A 17791-nucleotide genomic window follows, 5' to 3' on the forward strand; every position below is an offset into this window, starting at 1 on the left:
TGCGCCGCGGCCGGGCCGGTGGACGTCCACCGGCTTTCGACCGCACTGCCTACAAACGCCGCAACGTCGTCGAACGTTGCTTCAACCGTCTCAAGTAGTTCCGTGCCATCGCGACCCGGTTCGACAAGACCGCCGCCTCCTACCGGAGCATGATCGATCTGGCCACACTGCCCATCTGGCTTTGAGGATAGGCCCTGGGGAGGGCGGGGGTTTGCCTGGTGAGTTCCGAGGGCGGATCAGCGGCTGCGCGGTCACGGATTGGCCGCCGCGAAGTGCCGTGGTCAGATGGGCGTCCAGCGGGGTGAGGGCCGCGGGCAGATTGGTGTAGACGGGAGCGTGCCTGGAGGTGCCGTCCACTGCGATCGCTAGTGGCGTGGTTTCGGCTGGGTCGGTGGTGCTGGTTTCGTGACGGCGGCCAGCGCTGATCACGTCGTTGAGGGACGTCGCCGGCCACGTGTCGCAGCGGTCTCGTCCGGTGTTGCCTGGCGGGGATCGAAGCCGGGTCCCTCAACTGATCGCAGGTCAGCGCTGGCCACGACGGCAGCCGCGGCGAGCGTCAGAACCGCCTGACCCAACGAGGGCGGGGGTTTGTCCGGTGAGTTCCGCGGGGCTGATCAGCGGCTGCGTGGCCACGGATTCGCCGCCTCCAACTGCGCCGCCAGGCCCAGTAGCAGGGATTCCCCGCCGGGTGGGGCGACGAGTTGGACCGAGGTCGTCAAGGCCAGAGCCGGGTGGTGGCCGACCGGGACGGAGAGGGCCGGGTAGCCCGCGAGGTTCCAGAAGCCCGTGAAGTCGGCGACGCGGACGGACGGGACGACGTTCGCGAGCCAGGAGCGGCGGTGCCAGCGCGTGGCTTTCGGGGGGAGGGTCGCGAGTGTCGGGGTGATGAGGACGTCGTGGTCGGAGAAGAACGCTTCGGCGCGGGTGAGGAACGTGGTGCGCGCGCGGTCGTGGACGAAGGGGCGCGTGAGGTGGCCCAGGCGGACGTGGGTGCGCGTGCGGGGCTGCAAGTCGCGGAAGGTGAACTCGGCGTCGGCCTGGGCGGCGGGGCCGGCGAACCAGCGGGCGAGGAGCGCGAGCACGGTGTCGAAGCCGTACGCCGGCGTGGCTTCCGCCAGGGTGTGGCCGGCCCCGCGCAGCAGGGCGACGGCCTGCGTGACGGCCCGGCCGAGCGGGCGCGGCAGCGGGGTGTGGGTGACGGGGACCTGCTTCGAAAACGCGATGCGCTGCGGAGCCGGCGTCGGCACGTCGGCCAAGGCGGGGTCCTCGCCGAGGACGGACATGAGCAGGGCCGCGTCGGCGGTCGTGGTGGCGAGGGGGCCGTGGGTGGACATGCCGAACCAGCCCTCGGTGGGCTCCTGGACGACGCCGCGGCCGGGCTTCAGGCCGATCAGGCCGCACATGGCGGCGGGCAGGCGCACGGAGCCGAGGCCGTCGGTGCCGTGCGCGACGGGCACGAGGCCCGCGGCGACGGCAGCCGCGCTGCCGCCCGAGGAGCCGCCCGCGGTGTACGCGGGTTCCCACGGGTTTCGGGACACGCCGTCGGGGTCGTCGCTCATCGGGTAGAGGCACAGCTCCGGCACGCGCGTCAGGCCGACGATCACGGCACCGGCTGCCCGCAGTCGGGCGGCGATCACGCCGTCCTCGGCAAAGGGTGCCTGCGGCCCCGCGGCCGACCCCCAGCCCGCGTACTCGCCGGCGACCTCCGTGACGTCCTTCACCGCCACCGGCACACCGGCCAGCGGCAGATCCCGCAGGTCGGGTCGCGCCGCGACCTCCGCCGCCTCCGCCAGGGCCTCCGCCGCCCGCACCCGTCGGAACGCCCCGACGACGCCGTCCGCCGCCGCGATGCGGGCGAGGGCGTCCTGGGTCACCTGGACCGGGTCCAGCTCACCGGCGCGCACCGCGCGCGCGATCTCCACCGCAGTCTGCACCATGGTCCGCACCCTAACCGTCCTCAGTGGACAGCCACAAGGCTCCGCACGTGCGGGGAGGTAGCCAAGGTGCACGTGGGGCGGCCCCGGGCAGTCGCACGCCGAGCGATGGAGCCCCGCGGGCCGCGTCACCTCGGGCAGCTCAGCCGCCGGTTCCGGCTAAAACCTTTGCGCTCGAACCAACTGTGAACAGGTCCAGACCGAACAACTCAGGACGCGAGAGCCTCCGGTGACCGGGTCCAACGTGCCACCCACAGGGCAACCTCGCGGCAGCTGGTGAGCCACTTGCCGAAAGGTCCAGACAATCAACGACCGGGCAGGCCGCGCCTCGGCCACGTCCCTTCAGCCGAGGGCGCTCACCTGAAGCAGGCAGAGGCACCCAGCATCGACCACAGCAAGGCGTTGAACCGCCGAAGAGCCAGCGCCCAAAAGGCCCACAGCGGTGCGGACCGGCCAAAAGTCCAGACCGGACACGTCCCCAGAAACCTCGGGCCACAAAAGGAACAAAAAGGGCCTTCCCTCACAAAGAGGGAAGGCCCGAGCAGAAGCCGGTGCTCAGATGGCGCCGGCGCGCAGAGCGTAGGCCACCGCGTGGGCGCGGTTGTTCAGGCCACACCGGGTCATCAACCCGTAGAGCACGTTCTTCACCGTGCGTTCCGAGTAGCAGAGCTTCGTGGCGATCTCCTCGGTGCCGTAGCCCTCGGCGACGAGCCGCAGCACGTCGCATTCGCGGGCGGCCAGGCCGGACAGCGTCAGGCCGTTGGGCTCGAGCACGTCGCGGCGCATGCGCTGGACCTGGCCGAGCAGGGCGCCCTGCAGGCGGGGCGGCAGGCTGGCCGTGCCGTCGCCGGCGGTGAGGACCGCGGTGACCAGCTCGGCGCCGCCCGTCTCACGCCGGGGCAGGATGGCGACGACGCCGCACTCGATGGCGGTCATGAGGTCGCTCTCGCGGAAGTGGTCGGCGACGATCACGAGGTGCGGTCCGGCCAGCTGTTCGGACTCGCGCCCCAGCTCCTTGACCCGCGACAGCACGCGGTCGGTCACGTGCTCCTCCATCACGAGGACCACGTCGGCCTGCGCGGCCGAGTCCTCGGGGAGGACCTGCAGCTCCGCGCGGGTGCCCAGCAGACTCGCAGCGCCGGCCTTGGTGATCGGGTCCGAGGCGAGGACTGCGACCTTCACGAGCTTCACGACTTCTCCTACCGCCACTCCTGGTTGACGGTGACAAGTCTCGCGCGCGTGACTTCACGTTTTCTTACCAAGAGTCTTCACATCCGGCGAAGTTGTGAAGAAGTTCCCCATACCCGCAGGTCAGCGTCTTTTACTCACATCTTCACGAAGCCCTTGACGTCGGCGCTGAGACCGGCTGACTTCACGGCTGGGAGCACACCCCGCACGAACCCGCGGCCGACTTGCCGGCGATCTCGCGGAACGCCTCGCGCGCCCGCGCGACGCAGCCGGGCATCCGGTCGACGGCGTCGGTCCACGCCCGCTTGGCCGACCAGTAGCGCGCCTGCGCCTCCGGCGTCCAGCCCGCCATGTCCCGTTCCACAGTGGACTCCAGCTCGGCCAGCACGGCCCGGATCCCGCCGGTCGTCTTGCCCATCCGGTCCAGGATCTCATCGGCGTCGGTGAAGTCGAAACGCCCTGCGCTCATGTGCCGCTCAAGCCACCCGTCCACGGGGCCACCCGCTCGTCGCCGGCCGCGCCGCCGGTGACCGCGAGCAGGTCGGCGAGCCGGCCCAGGATGAGGTCGTACTGCTGTTCCCAGTCGTTCATCGCCTGGCCGAAGCGCACCGAGGCCTCGCCCCGCCACGACGCCTGCAGCGCCGCCATCTCGCTGTTGACCCGCCTCAAATGGGCGTTGGCCGAGTCTATCGCGCGGGCGAACTCACCCGCCGCACCTCGCATACCGTCCGGCACCATCGTCGGAGGAATCGAATTCACGATGTCTCCTCACCACACGTCCCCAGTACCCGCGCCCGTGCCGCGTGGGCTTGGCACCGAGCGTGACCCACCGACGGGGGGTGGTGAAACCGCGGACCAGGTGGTATGCCCGATTTTCGGATATCCTTGCCTGCGGTTCCACCGTGCTTGCGCCGGTGGAGTTTCCCCCGTGTTCGCCGTCACGCCGAGTGGCGGTCACGCCCCGCCCCCAGACTGGCGGCCCGGCGGCACGCGGACCCGGCCCACTCCACCACCCGTTCGGGCGTAAGATCACGACTGGCATCCGGCGTGTGACGATCCGTCAGGCGCGTGAAGGGAGACCGATGTCGGCAGCGGACGGCGCGGCGGGCGGTATCACCGCGCCGAAGATCCGGCTGCTGGGCCCGGTCCGCGCCTGGCGCGGCGCCACCGACACCGAGCTCGATCTCGGCTCGGCCCACCGGCGCACGGTCCTCGCGGTGCTCGCGATGTCGCCCAACCGCACCGTTTCCCGCGAAGAGCTGATCGACGCCGTGTGGGGCGACGCTCCCCCGGCCAGCGCTCAGGGCAGCATCTACACCTACATCTCCGGGCTGCGCCGCGCGCTCGAGCCAGGCCGGGTGAAGGGCGCCGGACCGCAGCTGCTCGCGTCGATCGGGTCGGGGTACTCGCTGTGCGTCAACCCCGAAACCGTCGACGTCCACCACTTCGAAGCGCTGCGCGAGCAGGCCCAGCGCCATCTGGCGGCCCGCGAGTGCAACCTCGGGCTCGCGAAGCTCGACGAGGCGCTCGCGCTGTGGCACGGCGAGCCGCTTCAGAATCTGCCCGGCCCCTTCGCGGCTTCGCAGCGCGCGCGGCTGGAAGAGCTGCGTCTGACGACGGTCGAGCGCCGCGCCGAGGTCCTGCTCGACAACGGCGGGCACCACGAACTGCTCACGGAGCTGCTCGCCTCGGCGCGCGAGCACCCGTTCCGCGAACCGTTGCACGGGTTGCTCATGCGCGCGCTCGCCCTGAGCGACCGCCGCACGGAAGCGCTTGCCGTGTACACCGACCTGCGGGACAAGCTGATCGACGACTTCGGCACCGAGCCGGGCCCCGCGCTGCGCGAGCTGTACGAGCGCCTGCTCGGCGGCGGTTCCCCGGTGGAGCGGCCGGCGCCGCGGCCGGCCCCCGCGCCCGCCCGGGTGCCGCGGTTCCCGTTGCCGGTGCTGCCGCCGCGCGCGGAGATCTTCTTCGACCGCGCCGGCGAGACGCTGCTGCTGCGCGAAACCGTCGCCGGCCTCGACGGCGGGCTCGGCCGTTCGGTGTGGGTCGAGGGCGAACCCGGCATCGGCAAGACGGCGCTGCTCGCCGAAACCCTCGCGATGGTGCAGGACGCGGGCGCCAAACCGCTGTTCGCCTCGGCCGACGCGCTCGACCAGCGCTTCACCCTGCGGCCGCTGCTCGACGCGCTCGGCGTGCACCCGCGCGCGTCGGACCTGCGGCGCGCGGAGCTCGCCGTCGCGCTCGCGGAGAACCCCGGCGCCGACCCGGTGGAGGGCATCCTCGGGCTGGTGCGCGAGCTGTGCGCGGACGAGCCGCTCGCGCTCGTGGTCGACGACCTGCAGTGGGCCGACGACGCCACGCTGCGCGTGTGGCGCTACCTCAGCCGGGAGACGCGGCGGCTGCCGTTGCTGCTGATCGGCGCGTGCCGTCCGGTCCCCCGGCCCGCCGAGCTCGACGCCCTGCGTGCGGAGCTCGCGGCCGACGGCACGGAGCTGCTCACGCTCGGGCCGCTGCCGGAGAGCGCCATCCGCGACCTCGCGGGAGACCTCGCCGGTGCCCCGCCGGGCCAGGTCCTGCGCACGCTGATCGCGTTCGCTTCGGGAAACCCGCGCTACGCCAAGGAAATCGTGGAGACGCTGCTCTCCAACTCGATGATCCTGCTCGACGGCGCGCAGGCGATCGTCGACAGCAACACCTGCCGCACGATCCCGCCGCCGCTGGGTTCACGCGTCACGCTGTACCTGAGCTTCCTCTCCAGTGGCACGCGAGACGTGCTGCGCTGGGCTGCGTTGCTGGGCAAGGAGTTCTCGCTCGCCGACATCGCGATCGCCACCGAACGGCAGGCGACCGCGCTCGTCGGCGCCGTCGAGGAAGCGCTGGCGGCCGGCGTGCTCACCGAGTCCGACGCGCTGCTGACCTTCCGCCACCCGCTGCTGCGCCGCGTGCTGTACGAAAAGACGCCGGCCGCGATGCGCGTGGCGCTGCACCGCCAGCTCGCCGAGGCGTTCCAGGGCGCGGGCGCGCTGCCCGAGCGCGTGGCCGAGCAGCTGGCCGCCGCGCCGGTGCAGGTGGACCCGTGGGTCACGGCGTGGTTGACCGAGCACATCGGCACGGTGGCGGCGGAAGCGCCGCGCATGGCCGTCGACCTGCTCAAGCACGTGGTCACGCAGCCGACGCTGCCCGCCGACGCGCGCGAGCCGCTCACGGCCACGCTCGCGCGGCTGCTCTTCTGGCTCGGCCGGGAACCCGAGGCCGAGGCGCGCTCGGTGGTCGCGCGGACCGAGGACAGCAGGCAGGCCGCGGAGATGCGCTGGATCCTCGCCTACATCTACTACCGGCGCGGCGAGTTCGCCGAAGCGTCCGAAGAGGTCCGGCGCACGCTCGCCGATCCGAACGTGCCCGAGATGTGGCGCGGCCGGCACGAAACGCTGCGCGCGACGCTCGACCGCCTGGCCGTGGCCGAAACGTCCGAACCGGACCTGTCCGAGCTGGGTGTGCTCGACGGGCTCGACGACGCGGCCGAACCGCTGAGCACCGCGCGCCGGCTGGCCGCGACCCGCGCCGTGCCGGGCGAGATGCACCTCGCCGGCGCCGTGCACTACTACTGGCGCGGCCGCTGGCCCGAGGCGCTCACCGAGCTCGACACGGTGATCAAGGGCGGTGCCGAAACGGCGTCGTACGTGTTGCGCAGCCCCGGTTCCGCGCTGCTCGTGCACGGCGTCGGCGCGTTGATCGCGAGCCACCGCGACGAACCGGAAGAGGCGAGCGCGCACCTCGACGCCGCCGCGCACCAGCACTGGCCGGCCGACCTCGAGCCCAACGGCGGCGACTACCTGCTGGCCGCCGAGGCCCAGCTGGCCGAGCTGGAAGGCAACCCGGAGGCGGCGCTGGCCGCGCTGACGCCGTTGCTGGACCAGGGTTATCCACCTTCGGCGCGCCAGCAGTGGCTGCCCGATCTGGTGCGCCTGGCGATGCAGCTGGGCGAGCCGCACTACGCGTACCAGGCGCTGCGGCTCATCGGTGACACCGACGGCTCCGATGTCCCACCCGCGCACACCGCCGCCGCGGCCCACTGCCGCGGCCTGGTTTCGGGCGACCCCGACGCGATCCTCGGCGCGGCCGCGCACTACGAGGCCGCCGGCCGCGTGCTGAAACACGCGCGCGCGACCGAGGACGCCGCGATCCTGCTCGCGGAACACGGCCGGCTCGACGAGGCGCGCTCGGCGTTCCGCGCGGCGCTCACGAACTACACCGCGCTCGGGGCGGCCTGGGACGTGCGCCGGGCCGAGACGCGGATGCACCCGCACGGCATCCGCCGCGCCAATCCCGTTCGCAATCGCGCGTCGGGTGAATGACCCGGTTCCCCGATCAGCGGAACCGGCCCTGAGGCCCGCCGGATGGTGGCCACTCGGACGATGCCGGGTGATCACCGGCTGCCGGTAAGCTCGCCGGGGTCAGACCGGTACGTCGAATGGAACGGCATGCCAGGGGATGCGCACAGCGGGTTGCGGGTGGACGTGCTCGGCCCGTTGCGGGCCTGGCGGGGTCCGGCCGAGGTCAAGCTCGGGCCGGCGCGCCAGCGTGCCCTCTTCGCGATGCTCGCGGTCAACGCCGGCCGGTCGGTGCCGCGCGCTGAGCTGATCGCCGGGGTGTGGGGCGACTCGCCGCCGGCCAGCGTCGAGGGCAGCGTGCACACGTACATCTCGGGCCTGCGCCGCGCGCTCGACCCCGAGCGCACGAAGTGGGCGGCCTCGGGCGTGCTCGTGTCCGACGCCGGTGGGTATTCGCTGGCGCTGGAGCCCGAATCGCTCGACGCGGCCGTGTTCGAACGTCACCGCGAGCTCGCCCAGCAGCACACCGCCGGAAGTGATCACGACAAAGCCGCCGCGGAGTACGACTCGGCGCTGGCGCTGTGGCACGGCGAGGCGCTGTCCGGCGTGCCCGGCGCGTTCGCCGAACGCCACCGCGAGCACCTCGCCGAGCTGCGGCTGGACACGCTCGAACGCCGCGCCGCGGCCGTGCTGGAGCTCGGCGGCCACCAGGACCTGATCGCGGAGCTGACCGTGCTCGCCGGCGAGCACCCGCTGCGCGAGTCGGTGCGTGAGTCGCTCCTGCTCGCGCTCTACCGCAGCGGCCGGCACTCCGACGCGCTCGACGTGTTCCGCGACGCCCGCGCCACCCTGCGCGCCGAGTTGGGCGTGGAACCCGGGCCGCGGCTGCGCGAGCTGCACCAGCGCGTGCTGGAACAGGACCCGGCGCTCGACCTGCCCAGGGCGAAGGCGCCCGAACCCGCGGCCGGTCCCGCGCCGATCTCGGTGCTGCCGCCGCGCGTGAGCCGGGCGCTCGACGACGGAGAAAGCGGGCCGTTGTTCGGCCGCGAAGCCGAGACGGAGCAGCTGTCCGAGCTGCTGGCCGAGGTCCGCGACGGGCGGGGCCGCGCCGTGTGGATCGAGGGCGAGCCGGGCATCGGGAAATCGGAGCTGCTCACCCGCGTGTTCAGCCACGCCATGACCGGCGGCTTGCAGCTCGCGTGGGTGGCGGCCGACGAGCTGAGCACCCGGTTCCCGCTGCAGGTGATGCTGGAGTGCCTCGCGATCGACGCCGCTTCACCGGATCCGCGCCGGGCGCGCGTCGCGAAGGAGCTCACGGGCGAGGGGCCCGCGCAGCGGGCGTGGGGTTCGAGCGACCCGGTCCTCGGCGCCGTCGACCGGCTGCTGTCGCTGGTCGACGAGCTGTGCGCCGACGCCCCGCTGGTGCTCGTGATCGACGACCTGCAATGGGCCGACGAGTCGAGCGTGCTCGTGTGGCACCGGTTGTGCGCGGCGACGCGGCAGCTGCCGTTGCTGCTCGTGGCCGCGACCCGGCCGGCGCCGGACCGCGCGGAGCTGGCGCAGCTGCGCCGCGGCGTCGAGTCGCGTGACGGCGTGGTGCTGGACCTCGAGCCGCTGGAGTCCGACGACGTCGTGCGGCTGATCGAAGGGCTGCTGGGCGCGGACCCCGGTCCGGGCCTGCGTGAGCTGGCCGCCCGTGCCGCGGGAAACCCGTTGTACGTGAAGGAAATGGTCGACGTCCTGGTGCGCGCCGGTGCGGTCGAGGTCGACCGTGGATACGCCGACGTCGACGACCCCGCCGAGTTCGAGACGCCGCGCTCGCTCGTGGCGGCCGTCGACCGGCGGCTCGACTTCCTGCCGGCCGAGACGCAGGACGTGCTGCGCTGGGGTGCGTTGCTGGGCATGGAGTTCGCGGTGGGTGACATCGCGGCCGTGCTCGGGATCCGGCCGTCGGACCTGTTGGGGCCGCTGGAAGAAGCGGTGGCGGCCAACGTGCTCATCGACACCGGCACGCAGCTCGCGTTCCGGCATCCGTTGCTGCGCCAGGCTCTTTACAACCGGCTGTTGTCGGGCACGCGGGCGGCGCTGCACCGGCAGGCCGCCGAAGCGCTGGCCCGGATCGGGGCGCCGGTGAAGCGGGTGGCCGAACAGCTGGTGGCCGCTCCGTCCACTGTAGACCCTTGGGTGCTGGACTGGCTCACGGAGAACCAGTCGGCCGTGACCAACCGCGCGCCGCTGATCGCCGTCGAGTTGCTGGAGCGCGCGCTCACGGCGTGCTCGGCCGCCGACCCGCGGCGCGAGGCGCTGATCACCGCGCTGACCAAGGTGCTCTTCCGGCTCGAACGCAACCCGGAACCCCTTGCCGTGCAGGCACTCGAGCTGGCTCGTGACCCGGAGAACGTCGCGGAGATGCGGCACTTGCTGGCCACGCTGCGGTTCCGGCGCGGCGCCGTCGCGCTCGCCGTGCAGACACTCGAAGAGGCCGAGGACGATCCGGCGCTGCCCGAGATCTGGCACGTTCGGCGCCGGCACCTGCTGGCCAACTTCCGCCGCGGCGGGCTCGACGACCTCGACGTGGCCGAGGCCAGCGCACACCAGGCCCGCGCCGAGGCCGACGGCGATCCGTACCTCACGGCCCACGCGCTGCAGACGTTGTGGCTGGTCGATTCCGTGCGCCGGCACCACGAAAGCGCGCTGACGAACATCGACGCGGCGATCGAGGCCGTCGGCGACGAGCACGAGCTGGCCGACCTGCACTTGGACCTGCTGGACAACCGCGTCTTCACGCTCCAGAACCTCGACCGGCTCACCGAGGCCGACCGCACCCTGCGCGCGGCGGGTGAGATCGCGCAGCGACACGCGATGCCGATCGGGTTGCAGGTGTCGGTCGCGGTGCACCGCTACTGGGAGGGGCGCTGGGACGAGGCGCTGGTCGAGCTCGACACCGTGACGGAGGACGGCCCGGCGATCACCTTCTACGGCCTGCGTGAACCCGGAGCGGCGGCGCTGCTGTTGCACGGCGTCGCTTCGCTGATCGCGGCTCGGCGGGGCGAACGTGGCCAGGCCGCGGCGCACCTGGACGCGGCAGAGGAATACGCCCCGGCCACCGGCGCCGAACGCGAGAGCTTCGACTTCCTGCTGGTGGCCAACGCCGTGGTGGCGTGGCAGCGCGGGGAGATCAAGGAAGCGCTGGCCGTGCTCGAACCGATCTTGAACCCGACGTACGCGCAGATGATGCTGCGCCACCAGTGGTTGCCGATGTTCGTGGGACTGGCGCTGGAGGCCGGCGACCTCGCGCTCGCGTTGCGCGGGCTGGCGGTGTGCGAGGAGGAAGCGGCCAAGGAACGCGAGCCAGCCCGGGCCCACGCGGCCATGGACTGGTGCCGCGGCCTGATCGACGGTGACCCGGCGCCGGTGCTGCGGACGGTGGAGCACTTCCGCGCGGTGGGCCGCAGACCCGAGCTGGCCGCCGCGCTGGAAGACGCGGCCGTGCTGCTCGCCCGCACCGACGACCTGCCCGCGGCACACACCGCGCTGGACGAGGCGGCGGAGCTGTACACCTCGCTGTCGGCCCGGTGGGACCTGCAGCGCGCGGAGAAACGCCTGCGGGAGCTCGGTGTTCGCCGCGGCGGGCGGTTCGTGGCCGCCGCACGGCCGGGCCACGGGTGGGATTCGCTGTCGCCGCTGGAGGTCCGGATCGCGACGCTCGTGGCGGAGGGCCGGTCCAACCCGGACATCGCCACCGAACTCGCGTTGCCGCGGCGGACCGTGCAGGCTCACGTGGCGCGGTTGCTGGGGAAGCTGGAGTCGCCGTCGCGCAGCGGGGTGGCCAACGCGGTCGCTCGCCGGATCGGCTGAGGTTCACGCGCCCGATGCCCCGCTGCGGCGCCGGGCGCACCCAACGCCACAGCGGGGGCACATCAGGGCAGGGAGTTGAGCTTCGCGACCTCACCCAGGAACCGACCGGAGTCCTTGATCGTGCGCACCTGCGTCTCGAAATCCACGTGGATGAGGCCGAAGCGTTGCGTGTACCCCATGCCCCATTCGAAGTTGTCCAGCAGGGACCAGGCCAGGTAGCCGCGGACGTCGGCGCCCCGGGTCATGGCGTCGTGCACGGCGCGGATGTGGGTGTCCAGGTAGGCGACGCGCGCGGGGTCGTGGACGCGGCCGTCGGTCACGGTGTCCTCGAAGGACGCGCCGTTCTCGGCCACCACCAGCGGCAGTCCGCCGGTGTGGGAGTCGAGCCACACCAACAGATCCGTGAGCGACGACGGGGTCTGCTCCCAGCCGAACGCGGTGAGCGGACCGCGCGGGGGCAGTACGTCCATGCCGCGCAGGCCGGGCAGCGGGCAGTTGCTCGTGGCGAGCGGGTCGTCGAGCGGGGCGACGCGGGCGGGGGCGTAGTAGTTCACGCCGAGCCAGTCGATGGCGGCAGCGATGAGGTCGGTGTCGCCGTCCTTGATCGCAGCGGCGAAGCGGCCGCCGTGGTGTTCGACGTCGGCCATCACGTCCTCGGGGTAGCCGCGGCCGAGCACGGGGTCGAGGAAGAAGCGGTTGTGGATGCCGTCGAACTTGCGCACGGCTTCGCGGTGGGCGTCGGTGTCGCCGTCGGCCAGGGCGGGTGCGAAGTTCAGCGCCAGCGAGAAGTCCTGGCCCGGCCGGGCCTGCTCGGTGAGCGCGCGCATGGCGAGGCCGTGGCCCAGCAGCAGGTGGTGCGCGGCGACGAGCGCGGTGTCGTAGTCCTGGATGCCGGGCGCGTGCACGCCGCTGCCGTAGCCCAGGAAGGCGGCGCAGAACGGCTCGTTGATCGTCGTCCACTGGGGTACGCGGTCGCCGAGGGCGTCGTGGACCACGGCGGCGTAGTCGGCGAAGCGGTACGCGGTGTCGCGCGCCGGCCAGCCGCCCTCGTCCTCGATGGCCTGCGGCAGGTCCCAGTGGTACAGCGTGAGCACCGGCAGGATGTCGCGGCTCAGCAGCTCGTCGACGAGCCGGTCGTAGAAGGCGAGACCTTCGGCGTTGCGGGTGCGGCCGTCGGGCATCACGCGCGGCCACGCCACCGAGAACCGGTACACCGGCAGCCCCAGCTCGCTCAGCAGCGTCGCGTCCGCGCCGTAGCGGTGGTAGTGGTCGCACGCGACCGCGCCGGTGTCGCCGCCCAGCACCTTGCCGGGAGTCGCGCTGTAGGTGTCCCAGATGGACGGTCCGCGTCCGCCTTCGGTGGCCCCGCCTTCGATCTGGTACGACGCGGTCGCCGCGCCCCACCAGAAGCCGGACGGGAACTCGAGCTCAGCCATGCACAGCACCTTTCAGGATCCCCCGCACGATGTACCGCCCCAGGACCAGGAACAGCGCGATCACCGGGAGCACGCCCAGCGTCGCGCCCGTGAGCATCAGCGCGTAGTCGGTGTAGTAGCCACTGGCCAGCTGCGAGAGCACCACCTGCACGGTCGGCGTCTCGTTGGGGTCGAGCACGACCAGCGGCCAGAAGTAGTCGTTCCACGTGGCCATGAACGTGAGCATCGCCAGCACCGCGGCCTGCGGCCGGATCGCGGGCACGGCCACGTGCCAGAAGGTGCGCACCACCGACGCACCGTCCACAGTGGCCGCGTCCACGAGCTCGCCGGCCACCGCGCCCTCGCACGCCTGGCGCATCCAGAACACGCTGAACGCGCTCACCAGTGCCGGCACGATCACCGCCTCCAGCTTCCCGTACCAGCCGAAGTCGCCGACCACGAGGTACAACGGGATCACGCCGAGCTGCGCCGGCACCATCGCCGAGCCCACCACGAAGAGGAAAAGGCTGTTGCGGCCGGGAAACCTCAGCCGCGCGAACGCGAACCCGGCCAGGCTCGCGAGGACCACATTGGACACCATCACCGTCACGGCCACGATCAGCGAGTTGCCGATCGCCAGCCAGAAGTCGACGGTGTCGAACACGCGCCGGATGTTCTCCAACAGGTGCCCGCCCGGCAGCAGCAGCGGTGAGGTCTCGCCGATCGCCGCGTTGTCCCGGGTGGAGATCACGAACGACCAGTACAGCGGGAAGAGCGACGCGCCCACCACACCGACCAGCACCACGTACACCCAGGCGCCCGCGCGCCGCCGCGGGATCACGGCGCGCTCACGAACCGGCGCACCAGCCGGTAGTTGAAGAACGCGAACAGCACGCAGAACACGAACATCACCCACGAGATCGCCGAGGCGTAACCCGCGTCGAACTTGCCGAAACCCTTTTCGTACAAGTACATCGTGAGCGTCTGGAACTGCCGGTCGTTGCCACCCGCGCCGCTCGAGCCGGTGGCGTCGAACAGCTGCGGTTCGGCGAACAGCTGCAGGCCGTTGACCGTGCCCGCCACCGCCGTGAACGCGATGGTCGGCCGGATGCCCGGCACGGTCACCGACCAGAACGAGCGCCAGCGCGACGCGCCGTCCAGCGCCGCCGCCTCGTACAGGTCCTGCGGCACGGCCTGCATCGCCGCCAGGTAGATCAGCGCGTTGTAACCGGTCCAGCGCCACATCACCATCGTCGCCACGGCCAGGTGCGAGGACCACTTGCGGGCCTGGAAGGAGATCGGGTCGATCCCGAACCAGCCGAGCACCTCGTTGACCACGCCGTAGTCGCGGCTGTAGAGCTGCGTGAAGACCAGCCCCACGGCCACGACCGACACCACGTTGGGCAGCAGCACGCCGGTGCGCCACCACGTGGCCGCGCGCAGCGGCCGGTTCAGCAGTGCCGCGATCCCGAGCGCCAGGAAGAACTCGGGGACCGCGGCGAGCAGGAAGATGCTGGTGGTGTTGAACAGCGCGTTGTAGAACCGGCCGTCGGTGAACAGCTCGGCGTAGTTCGCGAGCCCGAACCCGCCCTGGTCGCCGCCGAGCAGGTCCCAGTCGTGCAGCGAAACCCAAGCCGTGTAGACGATCGGGAACGCGCCGAACACCGCGAACACGGCGAAGAAGGGGGCGATGAAGAGGAACGGCGTCGCCTTGCGGTCCCACCGTCCCGACCGAGCGCCGCGCACGGCGCCTACTTGATCGCCTCGCGGCCGAGGTTCACGGCGTCCTGCCAGGCCTGGTCGACCTTTTCGGACCCGTCCTCGATCCGCCCGAGCGCCCGGCCGAACTCGGGCCGGACGTCGGCGTCGTGCAGACCCCGGTAGTTGGGACGCAGGGTGTCGGCGGACGCGGCGTAGATCCGGCCGATCGGCGCGCCGGAGAAGTACGGGTCGGTGTGGGCCACGACCTGCGGGTCCTTGTAGACACCCGGCTCGCTGGGCAGGATGCCGTCGGACAGGAAGATCTTCTTCTCCTGCTCGGGCGCCGTGAGCCACTTCGCGAGGTCGTAGGCTTCGTTCGGGTGCTCGCTCTGCTTCGGGATCGAGAGGAACGACCCGCCCTGGTTGCCGCTGGCGCCGGGCACGGTCGTCACGTCCCACTTGCCGGTGTTGCCGTCGCCGCCGGCTTCCTTGATCTGCGTGAGCATCCAGGCCGGGCACGCGATCGTGGCGAAGGTGCCCTGCTTGATCGCGACGTTCCAGGCCTGCGTGTACGTGGTCGCGCCGGCTGTCTGGCCCTTCTGCGCGAGGGTGCCCGCGAGCATGAAGGCGTTGCGCACGCTCGGGTTCGTGCCCGCGATGTAGGAGTCGTCGCGCGAGGAGAAGTAGTTCTCCGGCGACTGGTTCAGCATCGCTGTGTAAACGGTTCCAGCGGAGTCGGCGAACTTCACCTTGGGCAGCTTGTCGGTGAACCGCTGGGAAAGCTTCGCGTACGCGTCCCAGGTGGGCATGAGCTTCGCGACGGCCTCGCGGTCGGTCGGCAGGCCCGCCTGCTGGAACAGGTCGCGGCGGTAGCACATGGCGAGACTGCCCATGTCCGTGCCAAGGCCGAGCACGTCGCCGTCCTTGGTCCCCTGCGCCCACTTCCACGACGCCCACTGGTTCTGCAGCTGTTCGGCGCCGTAGTCCCCGAGGTTCACGAACTTGTCCTTCACCCCGAGGTACTTGGGGATCTGCTGCTCCTCGATCGCCACGACATCGGCCGCGCCGTGGCCGGCCGCGAGCTGCGTGGCGAGGGTCTTGAAGTGCGTGTCGAAGTCGGTGACCCGGCTCTGGATCTCGATGTTCGGGTGATCCTTCTCGTACTGCGCGAAGAGCGGGGCATAACCGAACTCACCGAAGGTGGCCACGGTCAGCTTGATCTTCCCGCCCGAGGCGGCGGAGCCCCCGCCGCAAGCGGTTGTCAGCAGGAGGAGCGCGGTCGTCAAGACGGCGACGGTCGGGCGCCGGGTCAGCTTTCGCACGGGGTGAGCTTCCCTCAGATAACACCTGCGCGCAGGGCGTAGGCGACGGCATGCGGTCGGTTGCGCAGCTTCAGCCTATTGGTCATGCCGTAGATGACGTTCTTCACGGTCCGTTCCGAGTAGCAGAGCTTGCCCGCGATCTCCGCGGTGTCCCAGCCCTCGGCCATCAGCCGCAGCACATCGACCTCGCGCGGGGACAGCGCCGCGCCACCCGCGGTGTGCTGCAGGCTCTCGGCCTGACCGAGCAGATCACGCAGCGACGTCTCCCTGCCCGACGCGGCGGCCGTGATGCTGCGGACGAGCCCGTCGCCCGCGATGGCCTCGCGCGGCAGCACGGCCACGACGTGGCAGGCGGCCAGCTCCGGCAGCTCGTCGGCGTCGACGTACCCGGCGACGAGGACGATCGCGGCCGGCGTCTCCGAGGCGGCCGCGCGCAGGGCGGCCTTCAGCTCCGTCGTCACGCGCCCGGCGGCGAACACGAGCACCGCCGCTTCCCCGCGCCGCTGACCGGGCAGCACCTGCACCTCGGGCCGCGACCGCAGGTGGTCGATGATCCCCGCGAGCGCAATGGGATCCGAAGCCCACGCCGCCACCCTGACCTGATCCATCGCCGCTACCTCCCTGAAGAAACACCGATCCCGTGTCTGCCAGTCTGGACACAGCGGCTTCACGAATTCTCTAGCCGCGATGAAGCCGTTCTTCACGGCGTGAAGTCGAGCTCCACCAGGGGCTGGGCCACCGTCGCGTCGAGCCAGGGACAAAACGTGTAAGGAACTCATGAAAATGCCCGCCCGGAAGCGGCTACCTGCGGCGATCGCGACGACCTTACTGGTTGCTGACGTTCTCGCCGGATGTGCTTCGCCCCACACGGTTTCCGGTACCGCGCAGGCGCAGCCGGGTGCCGAGCCGATCACGAGTACGGCGCCGACGGCGTCTTCCGGGTCTTCGATGCCCGCGCCACCACCGTCTTCGCGCTCGGCTTCACCGTCTTCATGCGACTCACTGATCGCTTCACTCGACGTGCGCGCGCGAGTCGCACAGCTGGTGGTGCCGGGTGTCGACGCGGCGAATCCCGCGGCGGTGACAAAACTTGTCCAGCAGTACCAAGTCGGCGGGTTCTTCGTGGGAGGCAATAAAACCACGCTGTTGCAGAATAACGCGCTGGCCGCCGTGCAGAACGCCGCGAAGATCCCGGTGGCGGTTTCCGTCGACGAAGAGGGCGGGCGCGTGCAGCGCATCGACGACCTCGACGGCTCGATGCCGAGCGCGCGTGAGCTCGCCGCGACCAAGACCCCGGCCGAGGTTCGCGCCCTGGGTGTGCAAAGGGGCCGACAGCTGCACGCGCGCGGGATCACAATGGACTTCGCGCCCGACGCCGACGTGAGCGACGAACCGGACGACGCGGTGATCGGAGACCGTTCGTACAGCTCGGATCCCGCCAAGGTCCGCCAGTACGCCATGGCTTTCGCCGAGGGCCTGCGCGAGGGCGGTGTGACGCCGGTGCTCAAGCACTTCCCCGGCCACGGCCACGGTTCCGGCGACTCGCACAAGGGCACGGTCACCACCCCGCCGCTCGACCAGCTGCGGAAGGTGGACCTCAAGCCGTACGAGAACATCGCCGACTACGGCGCCGTCGAGGTGATGGTGGGTCACCTCGACGTGCCCGGGCTCACCGACGGCGTGCCCGCGTCGATCTCGCCCGCCGCGTACCAGCTGTTGCGGGGCGACTACCACTTCACCGGCCCGATCATCACCGATGACCTCGGCGGCATGAAGGCGATCACCGACCAGTACCCGCTGCCCGACGCCGTGCTGAAAGCCCTGCAGGCGGGTGCCGACGAGGCGTTGTTCTCCTCGGGCAACGGCGACGTCGGCGCGGTGCTCGACCGGCTGGTGAAGGCCGTGTCGAGCGGCGAGCTGCCCGCGGACCGGGTGGCGGCGTCGGTGGAGCGGGTGCTGAAGTCGAAGCACGCGTGCACGTGATCGGAGTCCATTCCGGACTACCAGGGCTACGCTGACGTCCGGATCACCGTCTCGGG

Annotated in this window: 12 protein-coding genes; 3 read left to right on the forward strand and 9 right to left on the reverse strand. The window is 71.4% G+C overall.

Translation table 11 applies throughout. The annotated features are described in order from the left end of the window. Positions 1-614 precede the first annotated feature (614 nt). From ACWEOE_RS03520 to ACWEOE_RS03535, 4 genes are all read right to left on the reverse strand, one after another. Positions 615-1937 carry an amidase family protein gene (locus tag ACWEOE_RS03520; protein ID WP_452003384.1) on the reverse strand — a complete coding sequence of 441 codons (1323 nt, stop codon included), beginning with the start codon at positions 1935-1937 and terminating at the stop codon, positions 615-617. A gap of 552 nt (positions 1938-2489) precedes the next feature. Next, positions 2490-3125, reverse strand: a complete 636-nt coding sequence (locus tag ACWEOE_RS03525; protein WP_204093458.1) for a response regulator transcription factor — start codon at positions 3123-3125, stop codon at positions 2490-2492. A 181-nt stretch (positions 3126-3306) separates the two neighbouring features. Continuing rightward, the gene (locus ACWEOE_RS03530; RefSeq protein WP_452003387.1) at positions 3307-3591 is read right to left on the reverse strand and encodes a WXG100 family type VII secretion target; all 285 of its coding nucleotides are present in this window, start codon (positions 3589-3591) and stop codon (positions 3307-3309) included. After that, on the reverse strand, positions 3588-3881 hold the full coding sequence (locus tag ACWEOE_RS03535; protein ID WP_452003390.1) for a WXG100 family type VII secretion target: 294 nt from the start codon (positions 3879-3881) through the stop codon (positions 3588-3590). Before ACWEOE_RS03535 ends, ACWEOE_RS03530 begins: the two co-directional genes overlap by 4 nt. 323 nt (positions 3882-4204) lie before the next feature. Here ACWEOE_RS03535 and ACWEOE_RS03540 point away from each other — a divergent pair, with 323 nt between their 5' ends. Further along, the gene (locus ACWEOE_RS03540) at positions 4205-7480 is read left to right on the forward strand and encodes a BTAD domain-containing putative transcriptional regulator (protein ID WP_452003393.1); all 3276 of its coding nucleotides are present in this window, start codon (positions 4205-4207) and stop codon (positions 7478-7480) included. Between the two features lie 126 nt (positions 7481-7606). Continuing rightward, on the forward strand, positions 7607-11314 hold the full coding sequence (locus ACWEOE_RS03545; protein ID WP_452003396.1) for a BTAD domain-containing putative transcriptional regulator: 3708 nt from the start codon (positions 7607-7609) through the stop codon (positions 11312-11314). Positions 11315-11376: 62 nt separating this feature from the next. Here ACWEOE_RS03545 and ACWEOE_RS03550 read toward each other — a convergent pair whose 3' ends face one another. The 5 genes from ACWEOE_RS03550 to ACWEOE_RS03570 are packed head-to-tail and all read right to left on the reverse strand — an operon-like array spanning position 11377 to position 16360. Continuing rightward, the gene (locus ACWEOE_RS03550; RefSeq protein ID WP_452003398.1) at positions 11377-12750 is read right to left on the reverse strand and encodes a GH1 family beta-glucosidase; all 1374 of its coding nucleotides are present in this window, start codon (positions 12748-12750) and stop codon (positions 11377-11379) included. Then, the gene (locus tag ACWEOE_RS03555; protein WP_452003401.1) at positions 12743-13570 is read right to left on the reverse strand and encodes a carbohydrate ABC transporter permease; all 828 of its coding nucleotides are present in this window, start codon (positions 13568-13570) and stop codon (positions 12743-12745) included. The genes ACWEOE_RS03550 and ACWEOE_RS03555 overlap by 8 nt, the downstream gene beginning before the upstream one ends. Next, positions 13567-14475 carry a carbohydrate ABC transporter permease gene (locus tag ACWEOE_RS03560; protein WP_452003404.1) on the reverse strand — a complete coding sequence of 303 codons (909 nt, stop codon included), beginning with the start codon at positions 14473-14475 and terminating at the stop codon, positions 13567-13569. Before ACWEOE_RS03560 ends, ACWEOE_RS03555 begins: the two co-directional genes overlap by 4 nt. Before the next feature lie 5 nt (positions 14476-14480). After that, the gene (locus tag ACWEOE_RS03565) at positions 14481-15752 is read right to left on the reverse strand and encodes an ABC transporter substrate-binding protein (RefSeq protein ID WP_452003406.1); all 1272 of its coding nucleotides are present in this window, start codon (positions 15750-15752) and stop codon (positions 14481-14483) included. A 14-nt stretch (positions 15753-15766) separates the two neighbouring features. Continuing rightward, positions 15767-16360 carry a response regulator transcription factor gene (locus tag ACWEOE_RS03570; protein WP_452003409.1) on the reverse strand — a complete coding sequence of 198 codons (594 nt, stop codon included), beginning with the start codon at positions 16358-16360 and terminating at the stop codon, positions 15767-15769. Between the two features lie 220 nt (positions 16361-16580). On the opposite strand from ACWEOE_RS03570, the gene ACWEOE_RS03575 reads away from it, so the two are divergent. After that, complete coding sequence (locus tag ACWEOE_RS03575) at positions 16581-17735, forward strand: glycoside hydrolase family 3 N-terminal domain-containing protein (protein WP_452004534.1); 1155 nt, start codon at positions 16581-16583, stop codon at positions 17733-17735. Positions 17736-17791: the final 56 nt, after the last annotated feature.

It is taken from the genome of Amycolatopsis sp. NPDC004368 (genome assembly GCF_053602515.1).

What these genes read in the sequence shown, in the direction of transcription:
- ACWEOE_RS03550 (WP_452003398.1), bottom strand. Translation starts at nt 12,750, where the DNA reads ATGGCTGAGCTCGAGTTCCCGTCCGGCTTCTGGTGGGGCGCGGCGACC.
- ACWEOE_RS03530 (WP_452003387.1), bottom strand. Translation starts at nt 3,591, where the DNA reads ATGAGCGCAGGGCGTTTCGACTTCACCGACGCCGATGAGATCCTGGAC.
- ACWEOE_RS03545 (WP_452003396.1), top strand. Translation starts at nt 7,607, where the DNA reads ATGCCAGGGGATGCGCACAGCGGGTTGCGGGTGGACGTGCTCGGCCCG.
- ACWEOE_RS03520 (WP_452003384.1), bottom strand. Translation starts at nt 1,937, where the DNA reads ATGGTGCAGACTGCGGTGGAGATCGCGCGCGCGGTGCGCGCCGGTGAG.
- ACWEOE_RS03540 (WP_452003393.1), top strand. Translation starts at nt 4,205, where the DNA reads ATGTCGGCAGCGGACGGCGCGGCGGGCGGTATCACCGCGCCGAAGATC.
- ACWEOE_RS03570 (WP_452003409.1), bottom strand. Translation starts at nt 16,360, where the DNA reads ATGGATCAGGTCAGGGTGGCGGCGTGGGCTTCGGATCCCATTGCGCTC.